The organism is Flaviramulus sp. BrNp1-15, from assembly GCF_022259695.1.
Lineage (GTDB): Bacteria > Bacteroidota > Bacteroidia > Flavobacteriales > Flavobacteriaceae > BrNp1-15.
Genome location: NZ_CP092099.1, coordinates 2,698,073 through 2,713,303 on the forward strand (window position 1 = coordinate 2,698,073; position 15,231 = coordinate 2,713,303).

The 15,231-nt window shown below is 31.3% G+C and carries 19 protein-coding genes and 1 tRNA gene; 15 read left to right on the forward strand and 5 right to left on the reverse strand.

Annotated elements, in window-relative coordinates:
- Positions 1 to 12: 12 nt before the first annotated feature.
- The 7 genes from MBM09_RS11895 to MBM09_RS11925 all read left to right on the forward strand — a co-directional run bounded on the left by MBM09_RS11895 (position 13) and on the right by MBM09_RS11925 (position 5,068).
- A complete protein-coding gene (locus MBM09_RS11895; protein WP_238673950.1) occupies positions 13 to 540 on the forward strand; it encodes a glutathione peroxidase in 528 nt (175 codons plus the stop codon).
- Positions 541 to 545: 5 nt separating this feature from the next.
- Entirely contained in the window at positions 546 to 713 is a 168-nt protein-coding gene (locus MBM09_RS11900) for a Lacal_2735 family protein (protein ID WP_238673951.1), read from the forward strand.
- Positions 710 to 1,171, forward strand: a complete 462-nt coding sequence (locus MBM09_RS11905) for a TspO/MBR family protein (RefSeq protein ID WP_238673952.1) — start codon at positions 710 to 712, stop codon at positions 1,169 to 1,171. The genes MBM09_RS11900 and MBM09_RS11905 overlap by 4 nt, the downstream gene beginning before the upstream one ends.
- Positions 1,171 to 1,632 carry an SRPBCC family protein gene (locus tag MBM09_RS11910; RefSeq protein WP_238673953.1) on the forward strand — a complete coding sequence of 154 codons (462 nt, stop codon included), beginning with the start codon at positions 1,171 to 1,173 and terminating at the stop codon, positions 1,630 to 1,632. The genes MBM09_RS11905 and MBM09_RS11910 overlap by 1 nt, the downstream gene beginning before the upstream one ends.
- Positions 1,633 to 2,937 carry a deoxyribodipyrimidine photo-lyase gene (locus MBM09_RS11915; protein WP_238673954.1) on the forward strand — a complete coding sequence of 435 codons (1,305 nt, stop codon included), beginning with the start codon at positions 1,633 to 1,635 and terminating at the stop codon, positions 2,935 to 2,937. It begins immediately after the preceding gene.
- Positions 2,938 to 3,067: 130 nt separating this feature from the next.
- Complete coding sequence (locus tag MBM09_RS11920) at positions 3,068 to 4,735, forward strand: formate--tetrahydrofolate ligase (protein WP_238673955.1); 1,668 nt, start codon at positions 3,068 to 3,070, stop codon at positions 4,733 to 4,735.
- Positions 4,736 to 4,828: 93 nt separating this feature from the next.
- The gene (locus tag MBM09_RS11925; protein WP_238673956.1) at positions 4,829 to 5,068 is read left to right on the forward strand and encodes a hypothetical protein; all 240 of its coding nucleotides are present in this window, start codon (positions 4,829 to 4,831) and stop codon (positions 5,066 to 5,068) included.
- A gap of 2 nt (positions 5,069 to 5,070) precedes the next feature.
- Here the strand turns inward: MBM09_RS11925 and murA are convergent, their stop codons facing one another.
- The 3 genes from murA to MBM09_RS11940 all read right to left on the reverse strand — a co-directional run bounded on the left by murA (position 5,071) and on the right by MBM09_RS11940 (position 7,384).
- Positions 5,071 to 6,378: a UDP-N-acetylglucosamine 1-carboxyvinyltransferase gene (gene murA, locus MBM09_RS11930; RefSeq protein ID WP_238673957.1), complete on the reverse strand. Its 1,308-nt coding sequence runs from the start codon at positions 6,376 to 6,378 to the stop codon at positions 5,071 to 5,073.
- A gap of 6 nt (positions 6,379 to 6,384) precedes the next feature.
- Positions 6,385 to 7,023, reverse strand: coding sequence for a DUF4290 domain-containing protein (locus MBM09_RS11935; protein WP_238673958.1), 639 nt, complete (start codon positions 7,021 to 7,023; stop codon positions 6,385 to 6,387).
- Between the two features lie 67 nt (positions 7,024 to 7,090).
- Complete coding sequence (locus MBM09_RS11940; RefSeq protein ID WP_238673959.1) at positions 7,091 to 7,384, reverse strand: DUF493 family protein; 294 nt, start codon at positions 7,382 to 7,384, stop codon at positions 7,091 to 7,093.
- Positions 7,385 to 7,472: 88 nt separating this feature from the next.
- Here MBM09_RS11940 and MBM09_RS11945 point away from each other — a divergent pair, with 88 nt between their 5' ends.
- The 5 genes from MBM09_RS11945 (at position 7,473) to MBM09_RS11965 (ending at position 12,092) form a co-directional block, all read left to right on the forward strand.
- On the forward strand, positions 7,473 to 8,012 hold the full coding sequence (locus MBM09_RS11945; RefSeq protein WP_238673960.1) for an AAA family ATPase: 540 nt from the start codon (positions 7,473 to 7,475) through the stop codon (positions 8,010 to 8,012).
- Complete coding sequence (locus MBM09_RS11950) at positions 8,013 to 9,917, forward strand: ATP-dependent DNA helicase RecQ (protein ID WP_238673961.1); 1,905 nt, start codon at positions 8,013 to 8,015, stop codon at positions 9,915 to 9,917. It begins immediately after the preceding gene.
- A gap of 83 nt (positions 9,918 to 10,000) precedes the next feature.
- Complete coding sequence (gene fmt / locus MBM09_RS11955) at positions 10,001 to 10,948, forward strand: methionyl-tRNA formyltransferase (RefSeq protein WP_238673962.1); 948 nt, start codon at positions 10,001 to 10,003, stop codon at positions 10,946 to 10,948.
- Between the two features lie 189 nt (positions 10,949 to 11,137).
- The gene (locus tag MBM09_RS11960; protein WP_238673963.1) at positions 11,138 to 11,410 is read left to right on the forward strand and encodes an HU family DNA-binding protein; all 273 of its coding nucleotides are present in this window, start codon (positions 11,138 to 11,140) and stop codon (positions 11,408 to 11,410) included.
- A gap of 121 nt (positions 11,411 to 11,531) precedes the next feature.
- The gene (locus tag MBM09_RS11965; RefSeq protein ID WP_238673964.1) at positions 11,532 to 12,092 is read left to right on the forward strand and encodes a YqgE/AlgH family protein; all 561 of its coding nucleotides are present in this window, start codon (positions 11,532 to 11,534) and stop codon (positions 12,090 to 12,092) included.
- Here MBM09_RS11965 and MBM09_RS11970 read toward each other — a convergent pair.
- Positions 12,089 to 12,931, reverse strand: coding sequence for an aminotransferase class IV (locus tag MBM09_RS11970; protein ID WP_238673965.1), 843 nt, complete (start codon positions 12,929 to 12,931; stop codon positions 12,089 to 12,091). The genes MBM09_RS11965 and MBM09_RS11970 overlap by 4 nt on opposite strands.
- A 61-nt stretch (positions 12,932 to 12,992) precedes the next feature.
- Positions 12,993 to 13,385, reverse strand: a complete 393-nt coding sequence (locus MBM09_RS11975; protein WP_238673966.1) for an START-like domain-containing protein — start codon at positions 13,383 to 13,385, stop codon at positions 12,993 to 12,995.
- A gap of 131 nt (positions 13,386 to 13,516) precedes the next feature.
- Between MBM09_RS11975 and MBM09_RS11980 the strand changes: the two genes are divergently transcribed.
- The 3 genes from MBM09_RS11980 (at position 13,517) to MBM09_RS11990 (ending at position 15,129) form a co-directional block, all read left to right on the forward strand.
- A tRNA-Met gene (locus tag MBM09_RS11980) sits at positions 13,517 to 13,590 on the forward strand.
- Between the two features lie 55 nt (positions 13,591 to 13,645).
- On the forward strand, positions 13,646 to 14,479 hold the full coding sequence (locus tag MBM09_RS11985; protein ID WP_238673967.1) for a hypothetical protein: 834 nt from the start codon (positions 13,646 to 13,648) through the stop codon (positions 14,477 to 14,479).
- A gap of 155 nt (positions 14,480 to 14,634) precedes the next feature.
- Positions 14,635 to 15,129, forward strand: coding sequence for a hypothetical protein (locus tag MBM09_RS11990; RefSeq protein WP_238673968.1), 495 nt, complete (start codon positions 14,635 to 14,637; stop codon positions 15,127 to 15,129).
- The last annotated feature ends 102 nt before the right edge of the window (positions 15,130 to 15,231 follow it).

Genomic DNA, 15,231 nt, shown 5'->3' on the forward strand with positions numbered 1-15,231 from the left:
ATGAATCCGTTTATGGCATACTTATCAACTTTATTTTCTAAAGCTAAACCAAAAAAGATGGACGTTAAATCTATTTATGATATTTCTATAAATAGTTTAACAGGAAAACCTATTGATCTATCAAATTTTGAAGGGAAACATATATTATTTGTAAATGTAGCTTCAAAATGTGGGTTTACACCTCAATATAAATCCTTGCAAGAGTTACACGAAAATTATAACGAAAAGTTACAAGTTATAGGTGTACCATGTAATCAATTTGGAAACCAAGAACCTGGTGATTCTAAAGACATAGAATCTTTTTGTGAAGTTAACTACGGAGTTACTTTTTTAATTACTGAAAAAATAGATGTAAAGGGTAAAAACCAACATCCATTATATACTTGGTTAACTCAAGAAGTAAACAACGGAAAAAAGAATTCTTCAGTTAAATGGAATTTTCAAAAATATTTAGTTGACCCTGATGGTAAATTAGTAGATTACTATTTCTCTTCTACAAGTCCATCAAGTTCAAAAATTATTAAACACTTAAAAAATTAACAGCTATGTTTGGATTATTTAAAAAGAAATCTGAAGCTGAAAGGCTTCAAGAAAAATTTAACAAACTTATGGCAGAATGGCATAAGTTATCTAGTATAAATCGTACGGAAAGCGATAAAAAATATGCTGAAGCTCAAGTTATAGCGCAACGCATAGACAGCTTAAAATCATGAAGTTAGTAAAACTTGTTATTGTATTTCTAGCTATCAATTTTGCAGCTTTAGCAATTGGAAGTTTGCTAATGAACAATGGCCCACAAACTGCTTGGTATGAAAATTTAAATCAAGCACCATGGACGCCTCCTGGTTGGGTTTTTGGTGTCGCTTGGACAACCATTATGGTTTGTTTTTCAATATATATGGCTTACTTATACAAGGTGTTTCCAACAAACAAAGTAATTACATTATTCAGTATTCAATTTATTTGTAATGTTATATGGAATTACATTTTTTTCAATCAACATTTAATAGGTTTAGGTCTATTTGTTATTATATTACTTACGCTTATAATAGCTACTTTTTTATTTTTATACACAAAACATCTCAAGTTTAAAAGCATTTTTATACTGCCCTATTTTATTTGGTTATGTATAGCTACATCTTTAAATGCTTATATTTTAATCAATAATTAATGAAGATTTACAGACTCCACAAAAAGCAAAATTTACCCATATCTATAGATGAGGGTTGGAATTTTTTATCAAACCCAAAAAACCTAAAAACAATTACACCAGATTACATGGGTTTTCACATCTTATCTGGTGCAGACAGACCTATGTTTGCAGGACAAATAATTCAATATATTGTAACACCAGTTTTAGGTATAAAAACAAAATGGGTAACCGAAATTACCCATAGTATAGACAAACAGTATTTTGTGGACGAACAACGTTTTGGTCCTTACGCTTTATGGCATCATAAACATTTTATAAAGGAAATTGATGGTGGCATTGAAATGGAAGACATTATTGATTATAAAGTTCCTTTTGGAATTTTGGGCCAACTTGTCCATCCTTTTTTAGTGAAACCTAAACTGGAAGAAATTTTTAACTACAGAACAAAAAAATTAGAAGAAATTTTTGGCAAGTATTAAATGAATCAACCTTTAAATATTTTCTGGTTTCGTCGAGATTTAAGATTAGACGATAATGTAGGTTTTTATGAAGCTTTAAAAAGTGATTTACCTGTATTACCAATTTTTATTTTTGATACTGAAATCTTAGAAAAACTACCTAAGGATGATGCTAGAGTTACATTTATTTTTGAAACGCTTCAAAAGATGCGTAAAACTCTTCAAAATGAAAACAATAGCAGCATCGGTATATATCAAGGAAAACCTATTGAAATATACAAACAATTAGTTAAAGATTATCAAATTAATACCGTTTTCACCAATCATGATTATGAACCTTATGCCATAAAACGCGATGATGAAATAAAAACTTTTTTATCTGAAAACGATATTGAATTTAAAACCTTTAAAGATCAAGTTATTTTTGAAAAAGATGAAGTTGTTAAAAGCGATGGTAATCCATATGTGGTTTACACACCATACATGAAGACTTGGAAAGAAAAGTTTAAAGATTATAACCTAGAAATATTTTACACCAATAGCTATTTAGATAATCTAGCAAACAACACACGCTTGCCAAACCTTAGTTTAAGCGATATTGGATTTACAAGATCTGAGCAAACTATTACAGATTACAATGTCACTCCTACTCTAATACAAGGCTACGAAGCTACCAGAAATTTTCCAGCAAAAGATAGCACCTCCAGATTAGGTCCGCACCTACGTTTTGGTACGGTAAGTATTCGTAAAATGGTTAAAAAAGCCATTGCCGAAAAAAACGAAATATTCTGGCAGGAATTAATCTGGCGTGAGTTTTTCATGCAGATTCTTTGGCAATTTCCTCATACAGTTAATAAATCTTTTAAAGCTAAATACGATCGTATAGAGTGGCGCAATAATGAAGATGAATTTAAATTATGGTGCGAAGGAAAAACAGGTTATCCGTTAGTTGATGCAGGTATGCGACAACTAAACCAAACCGGATTTATGCATAATCGAGTACGTATGCTTGTAGGTAGTTTTTTGTGTAAACATTTGCTTATAGATTGGCGTTGGGGAGAAGCTTATTTTGCAGAAAAGCTTCATGATTATGAAATGGCTAGTAATGTTGGTAATTGGCAATGGGTAGCTGGTTCTGGCGTAGATGCTGCTCCTTATTTTAGAATTTTTAATCCTACAACACAAATTGATAAATTCGACAAAAACTTAGAATACATAAAAACATGGGTTCCAAATTTTCAGGAATTAACCTACCCAAATAAAATGGTAGATCACAAATTTGCCAGAGAACGCTGTTTACAAGTTTACAAAGAGGCTTTAAATTAAATTGCTTTAATTCACATTTAATAACAAATCATTTTTGATGTTGCGATTATGATAAAAATCACAATATCTAAAATCCAAATTTCTTACTTTTAAAGCTAAATAGATTTTCATTTAATTTAATTTATGCTTTATGACCGATTTACAAATAGCCAAAACCATTACCTTAAAACCTATTACAACCATTGCAGAAAAATTTGGTTTAGACTCAGACCTAATTGAGATGTATGGAAAACATAAAGCAAAATTACCCTTAAAAGCAATTGATAGAAAAGCAGCAAAACAAAGCAATCTTGTATTAGTTTCCGCCATTTCCCCTACTCCTGCTGGTGAAGGAAAAACAACTATTTCAATTGGTTTATCTGAAGGCTTGAATCGTTTAAATAAAAAAACTACAGTAGTTTTAAGAGAACCATCTTTAGGTCCTGTTTTTGGTATAAAAGGCGGAGCAACAGGCGGTGGGTATGCTCAGGTATTACCTATGGAAGACATAAATCTTCATTTTACAGGCGATTTTTCAGCAATTGAAAAAGCTCATAATTTACTTGCCGCAATTATTGATAATAATATCCAAAGTAAAACAGCATCTTTAATGATTGACCCCAGAACTATTGGATGGAAACGCGTAGTAGATTTGAACGATCGCTCTCTAAGGCATGTTATTGTTGGATTAGGTGGAACAACTTCAGGCGTACCTAGAGAAACTGGTTTTGATATTACAGCTGCTTCAGAAATTATGGCTATACTCTGTTTAGCAGAAAACCTAAAAGACCTTAAAAATCGGTTAGGAAATATTTTTGTCGGTTATACTTTTGATAAAAAACCTATCTACGCCAAAGATTTGAAAGCTGAAGGTGCTATGACTGTTTTATTAAAAGACGCTATAAAACCTAATTTAGTACAAACTATTGAAGGTAATCCGGCAATAATTCATGGTGGACCATTTGCTAATATTGCTCAAGGAACTAACTCTGTAATTGCAACATTAATGGGAATGTCTCATTCTGAATATACAGTTACCGAAGCTGGTTTTGGGTTTGATTTAGGAGCCGAAAAATTCTTTGATATAAAATGCCAAAGTGCAAATTTAAAACCTAAGGCTGTAGTACTTACAACCACTATTCGCGCTTTAAAATATCACGGAGGAGCAGATTTAAAATCACTCACTACAGAAAATTTAGAAGCACTTAAAAAAGGGATTCCTAATCTGGAAAAACACCTTGAAAATATTTCAAAATTCAATATAGTTCCAATAATAGCTATTAATAAATTTTTATCCGATACTGATGAAGAAATACAATTAATTAAAAATTTTGCAGATTTAAATGGTATAAAAATAGCTGTTGCTGATGTTTGGGCTAAAGGTGGTGAAGGTGCATTAGGATTAGCACAGTGTGTGATTGATGTAATAGAATCTAACATATCTGATTTTAAACCACTATATCAATGGAAATCTGATGTAAAAACTAAAATTGAAACTATCGCTACAGAAATTTATGGTGCAGAATATGTGGAATACACCGCTAAAGCAAAAGCGCATTTAAACAAAATATCTAATTTGGGATTAAATGATTTACCTATTTGTATAGCAAAAACTCAAAAATCACTTTCAGATAACCCTAAACTTTTAGGTCGCCCAAAAGATTTCATTATTACTGTTAGAGAAATTGAAATCGCAGCAGGTGCAGGCTTTTTAATACCTATTACTGGAGATATTATGCGCATGCCTGGGCTTCCGGCTCATCCTGCATCAGAAAAAATGGATATTAATGATGATGGGGAAATAACAGGGTTGTTTTAAAATATACTAACTTAAAAATACGTACAAGTGCGTATTTTTTTTTGCCTTTAATAGTATTACTTTTGAAGGTGTAATATTACAAATCAACCTGTTATGATACGTTTACAATTAAAACCCTCAATTTTAAAAAGTTTGAATTTCAATAAAGAAAATGAATCTTTAGAAATAGAATTTAAAAAAGATATAAAAACAGCAAAACATATTGAGATTCCCTTATCTATTATAAAGGATTACGTGAACTCACTTAAAGAAAATATTCTTTTTGAAAACGAAGAAGACAACCATTCTAATTTAAGAATCGTGTATTCTAACTTTAAAACATCTTTAAATTAAGATTAAACTCTCTCAATCTTAGCACCAATAGCACGCAGACGTTCGTCTATGTTTTCGTAACCTCTATCAATCTGTTCAATATTCTGAATTGTAGATGTTCCTTTTGCAGATAGTGCAGCAATAAGTAACGACACACCAGCACGAATATCTGGCGAGGTCATAGTAGTTGCTTTTAAGGTCGATTTAAAATCATGTCCTATTACAGTTGCTCTATGCGGATCGCACAATATAATTTTTGCCCCCATATCAATCAACTTATCTACAAAGAACAAACGGCTTTCAAACATTTTTTGGTGTATTAATACACTTCCTCTTGCTTGTGTAGCTACAACCAAAATGATACTTAATAAATCTGGTGTAAACCCAGGCCAAGGGGCATCAGAAATGGTTAAAATAGAACCATCAATAAAACTTTGTATTTCGTAACCATCAGTATGTGCAGGAATATGAATATTGTCTCCTTGCTTTTCAACAGTTATTCCTAACTTTCTAAACACGTTAGGTATTAATCCTAAATCGTTCCAACTTACATTAGTAATAGTAAGTTCACTTTTTGTCATAGCAGCTAAACCAATCCAACTCCCAATTTCAATCATGTCTGGTAGCATCGTGTGCTCGGTTCCACCTAAGCTTTCAACACCATCAATAACCAACATATTAGAACCTACACCGCTAATTTTTGCCCCCATTCTATTAAGCATTCTACATAATTGCTGTAAATAAGGTTCGCATGCTGCGTTGTAAATAGTGGTTTGCCCTTCGGCTAAAACAGCAGCCATTAAAATATTTGCTGTTCCGGTTACAGAGGCTTCTTCAAGAAGCATATAAGTACCTTTTAGTTTTTTTGCTTCAACACCATAAAATTGTTCTTCTCTACTGTAACCAAATTTAGCTCCTAGCTTAATAAGGCCTTCAAAATGTGTATCTAAACGACGACGTCCTATTTTATCTCCACCTGGTTTAGGAATATAACCTTTACCAAATCGTGCTAACAACGGACCAACAATCATGATAGAACCGCGTAAACCTCGACCATCTATTTTAAACTCATCAGATTCTAAATACTTAAGGTTAACCTCATCGGCTTGAAAAGTATAAGTGCCTTTTGATAATTTTTTAACTTTTACACCAAGTTTTTTAAGTAAACTTATAAGTTTGTTTACATCTACAATGTCTGGTATATTATAAATTGTAATTAACTCTGGAGTAAGTAAAACGGCACATAAAATTTGTAATGCTTCGTTTTTGGCACCTTGTGGTTGTATACTTCCTTTTAATTGGTGACCACCTTCAATTTTAAATGTTCCCATGAAGTTTTAGTAGCGTTTTCTTTGTCGGTTAGATTTTTTATGATGTCCTTTCTTGGTGCTTGAATGTTTACTTTTAGTGCGTAATAAGCTGGAAGCGTCTGTTAAATCTTCTTCAGAATCTTTTAAATTAATTTTCCCATCAGAAAGCTCGTATAAATGTTCATAAATTACCGCATCTTCTACAGTGTCTTTATTCCAATTTAAAAAACACTTCTTCATATGGTTAGCAATCGTATAAGTTAGTGCTTCCTTAAGTTCACCTTCTTCCCAAGTATTTGCCACATCAATCATGGTTTTAATATTATTTCCGTAAAAACGATATTTAGGATGATTTTGTGGATATCTTAACGGCTCTGGGCGTTCTTCAAAAAGTTCTTTTGTAGGTTTTTCAAAAGGTGAATCTACATCCAATTCAAAATTAGACATAATGAAAAGTTGATCCCAAAGCTTATGCTGAAAATCTGGAACATCACGTAAATGAGGTTGCATATTACCCATTACGGCAATTATAGATTTTGCAACTTTGTTGCGTTCTTCTTTTGACTCTATGGTTTTTGCGTGATTAATCATTTTTTGCATATGACGCCCGTATTCGGGAATGATTAAATGTTCACGCTCTGTGTTGTATTCTAAGTTATCTATCAAAATTTAATGTGTAGAGTTATATGTTGTTGCATGTAGTTGATATGCTTGTGCAAAATACGAAAAAAAACTAAAGACTTATAACGCCTTCAATTTTTTCTGCAACTTCCTGATATTTTTCTATAACTGCATCCGGATTTCGCATAAGTAAATTAACAGAAACACTTGTGTATTTTCCGTTTTTAGATTCTACTGTATTAATAACAGCTCCCATGTTATCAAAAATAACTTCTAATTTAGCTATTTTAACAACATCTGATTTTACAATAAACTTGTATAAATACTCTGCAGGCCAACTGTTAGTTTGGTACAATTGGTTTTTTAATTTTTCGTAAAATTCTTCTGAATTTGGAGGTGTACTCATAGTTTCTTTTTCTGCTGCAAATATACAGTTTTGTTTCTATTTTTTTTATAGCAGTTAAATTCCGATTTTTACATCAAATTTTATACCATTGAACACAAAAAAAATTGTTATAACAGGTGGACCAGGAACGGGTAAATCTACATTAATTAACGCATTAATTAAAAAAGGTTACACGTGTTTAGAAGAAATATCGAGACAGGTTACTTTAGAAGCTAAAAAAGAAGGTGTAGATCAGCTTTTTTTAACCAACCCTTTATTATTTAGTGAACGCCTTTTAAAAGGAAGACAAAAACAATTTATTGATGCTGATGTTTATAAAAACACTACTGTTTTTTTTGATAGAGGTATCCCCGATGTTTTAGCTTATATGGATTATATTGGTGATACTTACCCTGAAGATTTCATTGATGCTTGCAACCAAGCTATTTATGATGCTGTTTTTATTTTAAAACCTTGGGAAGCGATTTATACAAAAGACAATGAGCGTTATGAAAGTTTTGACCAAGCGCTACAAATACATGATAACTTGATAAACACTTATAAAAATTATAATTATACACTTATTGATGTACCTTTTGATACGGTTGAAAACCGAACCAATTTTATTCTTCAAGTATTAGACATGTAAATGGAACACCCAATAAACATACTCGAGCGTTATTGGGGTTTTACTTCATTTAGACCTGAACAAGAAGCTATTATTAATGCAGTTATTGATGGTGAAGACTCTTTTGTTTTACTACCAACAGGCGGCGGAAAATCGTTATGCTTTCAAATTCCGGCATTAGCAAAAGATGGTATTTGCATTGTTATTTCGCCTTTAATTGCACTAATGAAAGACCAAGTTCAGCAACTAAACAACAAAGGTATAAAAGCCATGGCTATTACAAGTGGAATTAGTTATAGTCAATTAGACACGCTTTTAGATAATTGTATTTATGGCAACTATAAATTTTTATATCTCTCGCCAGAACGTTTGCAACAAGAGTTAGTGCAAGAACGTATTAGGCAAATGAATGTTAATTTAATTGCTGTTGATGAGGCACATTGTATTTCACAATGGGGAAGCGATTTTAGGCCTGCTTATAAAAACATTGCACTGTTACGTCAATTGCAACCATCTATTAATATTGTAGCTCTAACCGCTTCGGCAAAACCAGAAGTTGTAGATGATATTATTAAAGAACTGGATTTTATTCAACCTAAAATATTTAAACAATCGTTTTTAAGACCCAATTTAGCTTATATGGTGTTTCATGAAAATGATAAATATTACAGACTTGAAACTATTTTAAAAAAAAATCATGCATCTTCTATTATTTATGTTAGAAATAGAAAATCTACTCTAGAAGTAAGCGAATTTTTAAAATCTAAAAATATAACAGCTACGTATTATCACGGTGGACTTTCAAATCCTGAAAAAGATACACATATGACTGCTTGGTTAAACAACCAAAAACAAGTTATGGTGGCCACCAATGCTTTTGGTATGGGTATTGATAAACCAGATGTAAAAACAGTTATACATTTAAATTTACCCGAAAGCATAGAAAGTTATTTTCAGGAGGCTGGTCGTGCTGGTAGAAATGGAGAAAAGGCGTTTGCAGTTATTTTAAAAAACAACAGTGATGAAGTTTTAGTTAAAAATCAATTTTTGAGTGTTTTACCCACAGTTGACTTTGTAAAACAAGTATACAGAAAACTCTGCAATTATTTTCAAATATCTTATGGAGAAGGCGCTTACCAAACTTTCGATTTTGATTTTAACACCTTTTGCAAAACCTATAAATTTAGTTCAATACTATGTTACAATGCCTTATTGCTACTAGATAGAAATAGTGTCATCACTTTATCTAAACAATTTAAAAACAAAGTAACCGTACAATTTATTGTTTCTAACAATGCACTTTTTCATTATTTAGACACACATGAGGATTTTAATAGTATTGTAAAGTCCATTTTACGTTTGTATGGTGGTATTTTCGACCATATTACAAAAATCGATTTAGGCAAAATTGAAGCTAAAGCTTCAGTAACTGAAAGTAAACTTATAGATACTTTGCAACAACTAGAGCGTGATGAAATCATCAGTTTAAATTTAGCAAAAACTGATGCTCAAATTACATTTATAGAGCCAAGAGAAGATGATAAAACCATAAATAGAATTGCCTCAACAATAGAGCAACAAAACAAATTAAAGCAACAACAAGTTAAGGCTATGCTTAATTACGTTGAAAACGATTCAGTATGTAAAAGCATACAACTGCTCTCCTATTTTGGTGAAAAAGACACAAAACCTTGTGGTATTTGTTCGGTTTGCATAACTTCTAAAAAGAATGAGTCTCCAAAAGATATAAACACCATTAAAAAGGATGTTATAGAATTATTAGAAAACGGAGACAAATCATCAAGAGACATCATAGCACATTTAAAATATTCTGAAAACGACTTAAAAACGGTTATAAAGTTACTTTTAGAGCATCAAATTATAACATTAACATCAACAAACACATATAAATTAAGTCATTTATGAAATGAGCTTCGTTGAATTTTAATATTTTTTAAAAACACTGAGGCGAATTACATTTGACATAAAAACAGAATAAACATCAACAAATGAAAGATTTAAGAATCATATTTATGGGAACTCCAGATTTTGCAGTTGCCACCTTAAAAACATTAGTAGAAAACAACTATAACATTGTTGGTGTAATTACAGCACCAGACAAACCTGCTGGTCGTGGTAGAAAACTAAACGAAAGTGCAGTAAAACAGTATGCAAAATCGATTGGTCTAAATATTTTACAGCCAACTAATTTAAAAAACGACCATTTTTTAGATGAATTAAGAGCCTTAAAAGCTAATCTTCAAATAGTAGTTGCTTTTAGAATGTTACCCAAAGTAGTATGGCAAATGCCAGAATATGGTACATTTAACTTGCATGCTTCTTTATTACCAAACTATCGAGGTGCTGCTCCAATAAACTGGGCTATTATAAACGGAGAAACTAAAACTGGAGTTTCTACCTTCTTTATTGATGAAAAAATAGACACTGGTGATATGATTCTACAAGAAGAAATACTCATAGAACCAGATGAAAATGCAGGAAGTCTGCATGACAAATTAATGAACTTAGGAAGCCAATTAGTTTTAACCACTGTTGCTGCCATAGAAAAAGGTGATGTTAAAACGATTAAGCAAAAAGACACCAAAAACATAAAAACCGCCTACAAACTAAATAAAGATAATTGTAAAATTAATTGGAATGATTCTTTAGAAAATATATACAACCACATTCGTGGGTTAAGTCCCTACCCTGCCGCATGGTGTAAATTAATAAATGAAAATGATGAGTTGGATATAAAGATATATGAAGTTGAAAAAGTATACGAATCACATTCATTAAAAACAGGTACAATTATTTCATCTAAAAAAGAACTAAAGGTTGCAGTAGCAAAAGGTTACATAATTATAAAGGAAATGAAGCTACCAGGTAAGCGTACTATGGATGCAAAATCACTTTTAAATGGATATACATTTGAAGCAAATGCCAAAGTGCTGTAAACCCTTATTCTCATTGATATTGTAAAATAATCGACGAAATGCATTGTCTTTGTTAACAAAAGAGCTAAGTTATTAACAATAGCATGCATTTCCCTTGCTATTACTTGCGTGATTGCATAATCCGTATAAATTTGTAGAGGATTTAACAAAATGTTTAACCAATTTTATTAATAATTAAATTTTTATATTATGAACAAAACAGATTTAATCGATGCAATGGCAGAACACGCAGGAATCACTAAAGCTGCTGCAAAAAAAGCATTAGAGTGTGCTTTAATTGAAATTGAAGGAGCTTTACAAAAAGGAAACAGAGTTTCTTTAGTAGGTTTTGGTTCTTGGTCAGTATCTAAAAGAGCTGCTAGAGAAGGAAGAAATCCTCAAACTGGAGCAACTATCAAAATCAAAGCTAAAAACGTTGTTAAGTTTAAAGCTGGGTCTGATTTATCAAATGCGGTAAACTAATTACTTAGTAATTTAATATAGAAAAGGCCTTCATTAAATGAAGGCCTTTTTTTATATATCTTATCAAACAGTTGCATTTTTAATAAATAAATATTAGATTTAATTGCTAATTCCTCATAATATGGTTACAACCAAGCCCAAAAAAGGAAATTTATTGATCGCCGAACCTGCGATTATAGGCGATGTTTCATTTAACCGTTCTATCGTTTTATTAGCAGACCATTCGCAAGAAGGTTCAATAGGTTTTATTCTTAATAAACCACTTGATTATACCATAAATGATTTAATTCCAGAAGTTGAAGCCTCTTTTAAAGTATATAATGGCGGACCTGTTGAACAGGATAATTTATACTTCATTCATAAAATTCCACAATTAATCCCAAATAGCATAGAAATTTCATTAGGTGTTTATTGGGGAGGAGACTTTACTAAAGTTGCAGAACTTATTAAAGATAATACTATTAAAGAAAATGATATTCGTTTTTTTCTTGGGTATTCTGGTTGGGAATCCAGACAGCTTGAAGATGAACTAAAAGCTAGTTCTTGGGTGGTTACCGAGAATATTTATAAAAAGGATATTATAGAGAAAGATTACGAATCTTTCTGGAAAGAAAAAATGCTTGAATTTGGTGGTGAATACAGTATTTGGTCTAATGCTCCAGAAAATCCCAGTTATAACTAGCCTAATCTCACTTTTACATTTAATTTTTGAAGTAACATTTTTGAGACTTCATTTGTATACTGCTTTTTTCTGTATTTGCTTACTGGTTGTATACCAACAATAACATTTGTAATAAACATTTCGTCTGCTTTTTGCAGCTCAAAAGGAGATATTGATTCTTCAACCAACTCATAATCCGGTAAATTTTTAATAATATTTAAAAGTTGAGTTCTCATGACTCCTTTTAAACAACCATCTAAAAGTGGAGCTGTTTTTATAATTTTTCCTTTTACTAAAAAAATATTACCGTTTAGAGCTTCTACAACATGCTTATCTGTATTTATTAACAAACAATTATTCAAATTGTTTTCTTTAGCATAAATGCTACCAATGACATTAAGTGCTTTGTTATTGGTTTTTAATGTTGATAATAAGCTTGGAGAAAGATAATGGTCTTTAAACAAATCAACTTCATAAAAATCTGTATTCAAAATATAAAAATCTTCTTGAATTGATTTAACAGAAATTATAAAACTTACATCATTAGTTTCAGGTGTATATAATCCACCTTCATTTCTATGAACCATTAATTTAACACGAGCTGATGCTTTTAATAATTGATTTGCTTCTAATGTTTTGTTAATCTCTGCTTCTAAAAACTCCATGGTAAAGTTCATGGGTATTTCCATACGCATTATACGCATTGAAGCCATTAACCTAAAGTAATGATCTTCCCAAAACAATATTTTTCCATAGCTTGTTTTAATGGTTTCAAAAAGCGCATCCCCATAAGCATATCCTCTATTTGTAAATGATAAGTTTTTATTTTCGGCTAAAAGAGTTCCGTTAAAATTTGTCATAAAAAAATCCCGCTAATGATTAAAAGCGGGACAAATATAATTTAAAATATATGATTTAGAATTAGGCAGAACCTAATACTTGTTTTAAACTGGAAATTTGATTTTCCCATAACATTTTAGCTTCATCAATCTCATCTTCTTCAGCAAAATCGGTAACTATTAAAGACACATCTTTTGTGATTTCATCAACTTGAATTCTAATTTCAAAAAAGCATGTTAATTCGTCCTCTTCATCTTCCATCCATCTAAACTTTACGCGTTCTCCACTTTTCTTATTTAACAACTTTGCTTTTTCCTCGCTGTCATCCCAAATAAAAGTAAATAATTCACCTCTTGAGTTTACATTATCTGAAAACCATTCAGACAAACCAGATGGTGTTGATATGTATTGATATAATAACTGAGGAGAGGCATGTATTGGAAATTCAATATCAAACTTTACTTTATCGTCCATAAGTACTTTTAAAATTTATATTGCCCAATATATACATTAATTAATAAGTATAATAACTATTTTTAATAATATTTTACTCAACTTCTGTTTGCTTACAATAATATTGTTTTTATATTTGCAGCCTTAAATTAGGCGAGGTAGCTCAGTTGGTTAGAGCGTCGGATTCATAACCCGGAGGTCGGGGGATCGTGCCCCCCTCTCGCTACAAATGTAAAATCACACAAAACTAGCGGTTTAGGTTTTCTCTAAACCGTTTTTTTATGTCTACATTTAAACAAATTCTTACTTTTGCATACGAAAGTGAATACGAAAGTGCATACGATTTGTCAAAAAAGAAACTTTTTTCCAGTCCAAAAATCTATACAGCCAACGGAAATTTATCCAAGCGATGGTATGTGTATTTTTCCTTTCGAGACCCCAATACAGGTAAACTAAAGCGTCTCACCCCGTTTTATGGAACAGCAAACACTTATAAAACCAAGGAAGAGCGCATGGAAGTACTTACAGTATATCGTAAAGTATTACTCAAGCTCTTAAAACAAGGTTATAATCCTTTTAAAGATAACACTGCGTTATATCAAAAATTACATGGAAAAACTATAACCACACCTTCAATAACTGAAGAAAGCACCCAACAAAAAGAAGCGAAACAGAGCTTAAATCAACCCCGAGAAATGCCCAATCTATCATTGAGGGCTGCGTTTGATTATGGTTTAAAACTCAAAGAAAAATTAGTAGGTGTACGTACTTTAAAAGATTATAGAAATAAAATAGATCTGTTGTTAAAATGGTTGGATAAAAACCATCCAAATATTAAAACAATTGACACTTTAGATAAACAGTTGGTTCTTCAGTTTTTAAACCATGTTTTAGATAAAACCTCTCCACGTAATAGAAATAATTATCGAGCCGATTTAGGTAGCATTATTCAAGTGTTGGAAGATAATGATGTTATTGGACAGAACTTTGTAAAAAACATACCCATATTAAAATCAAAACCAGAACGCAATAAAACCTATACGTTAGAAACTCAAGAAGCAATAGATAAGAACATAGAACTTTCTATAAAGGAACAAGAGAACAAAAAGAATTAAACTATGCACAACACCGTGTATAATTAATTGCTTTGGTCGTTGCTTATATGGAAAATTCCTTCGGAATTTTCTCGCGCTCGTTTTTGTTTACTAAATTAGTTGCTCAAACACGCAACTAACCATACACAAGACCGTTGTACACCATTTGAGGAAATATGAAAATACTGACAATATTTACACTTTTTTTATTTATTAATTCTGGGATTATAGAGAATAATTGCGTTGATAATGTGAAAATCGGAATGGATATTTCTGAATTTTTAGAAAGTAAGAGAGAAATTTACAAAGTCAAAGAAGAAACAATAAATCTTGAAGGAGATGACTATCCTATTTTTAATGTTTATGAAAACTCTGAATTGATTTATGCTGTAGAACCAGACGAAAACGGAGAAAAAGTGTGGAGGATTTGGCTATATGGACAGAAGTTCAAAACAGAATTAGGAATTGGTATAGGCAATACTCTTGTTGACTTAAAAAACAAATATACCATTGACGATATATCAACAGCCGAGGGAAGTTTATTTATCTTGGTCAAAGAAATTGAAGTTGGTTTTGAATTAGATGGCTCTAAAATACCAAGAGAATGGTGGAACGAAATGAAGCTTGAGGAATTGAAAAATGATTTACCGATAAGTTTAATAATAATATAAAAACGGTGTACAACAATGCATAAAAATAATGCTTAGTTTTATACTTAATCAAAGTTTAGTGCTTTTTTGTTAGCTTCTGATTTTCCTTCGGAAAATCCTCGC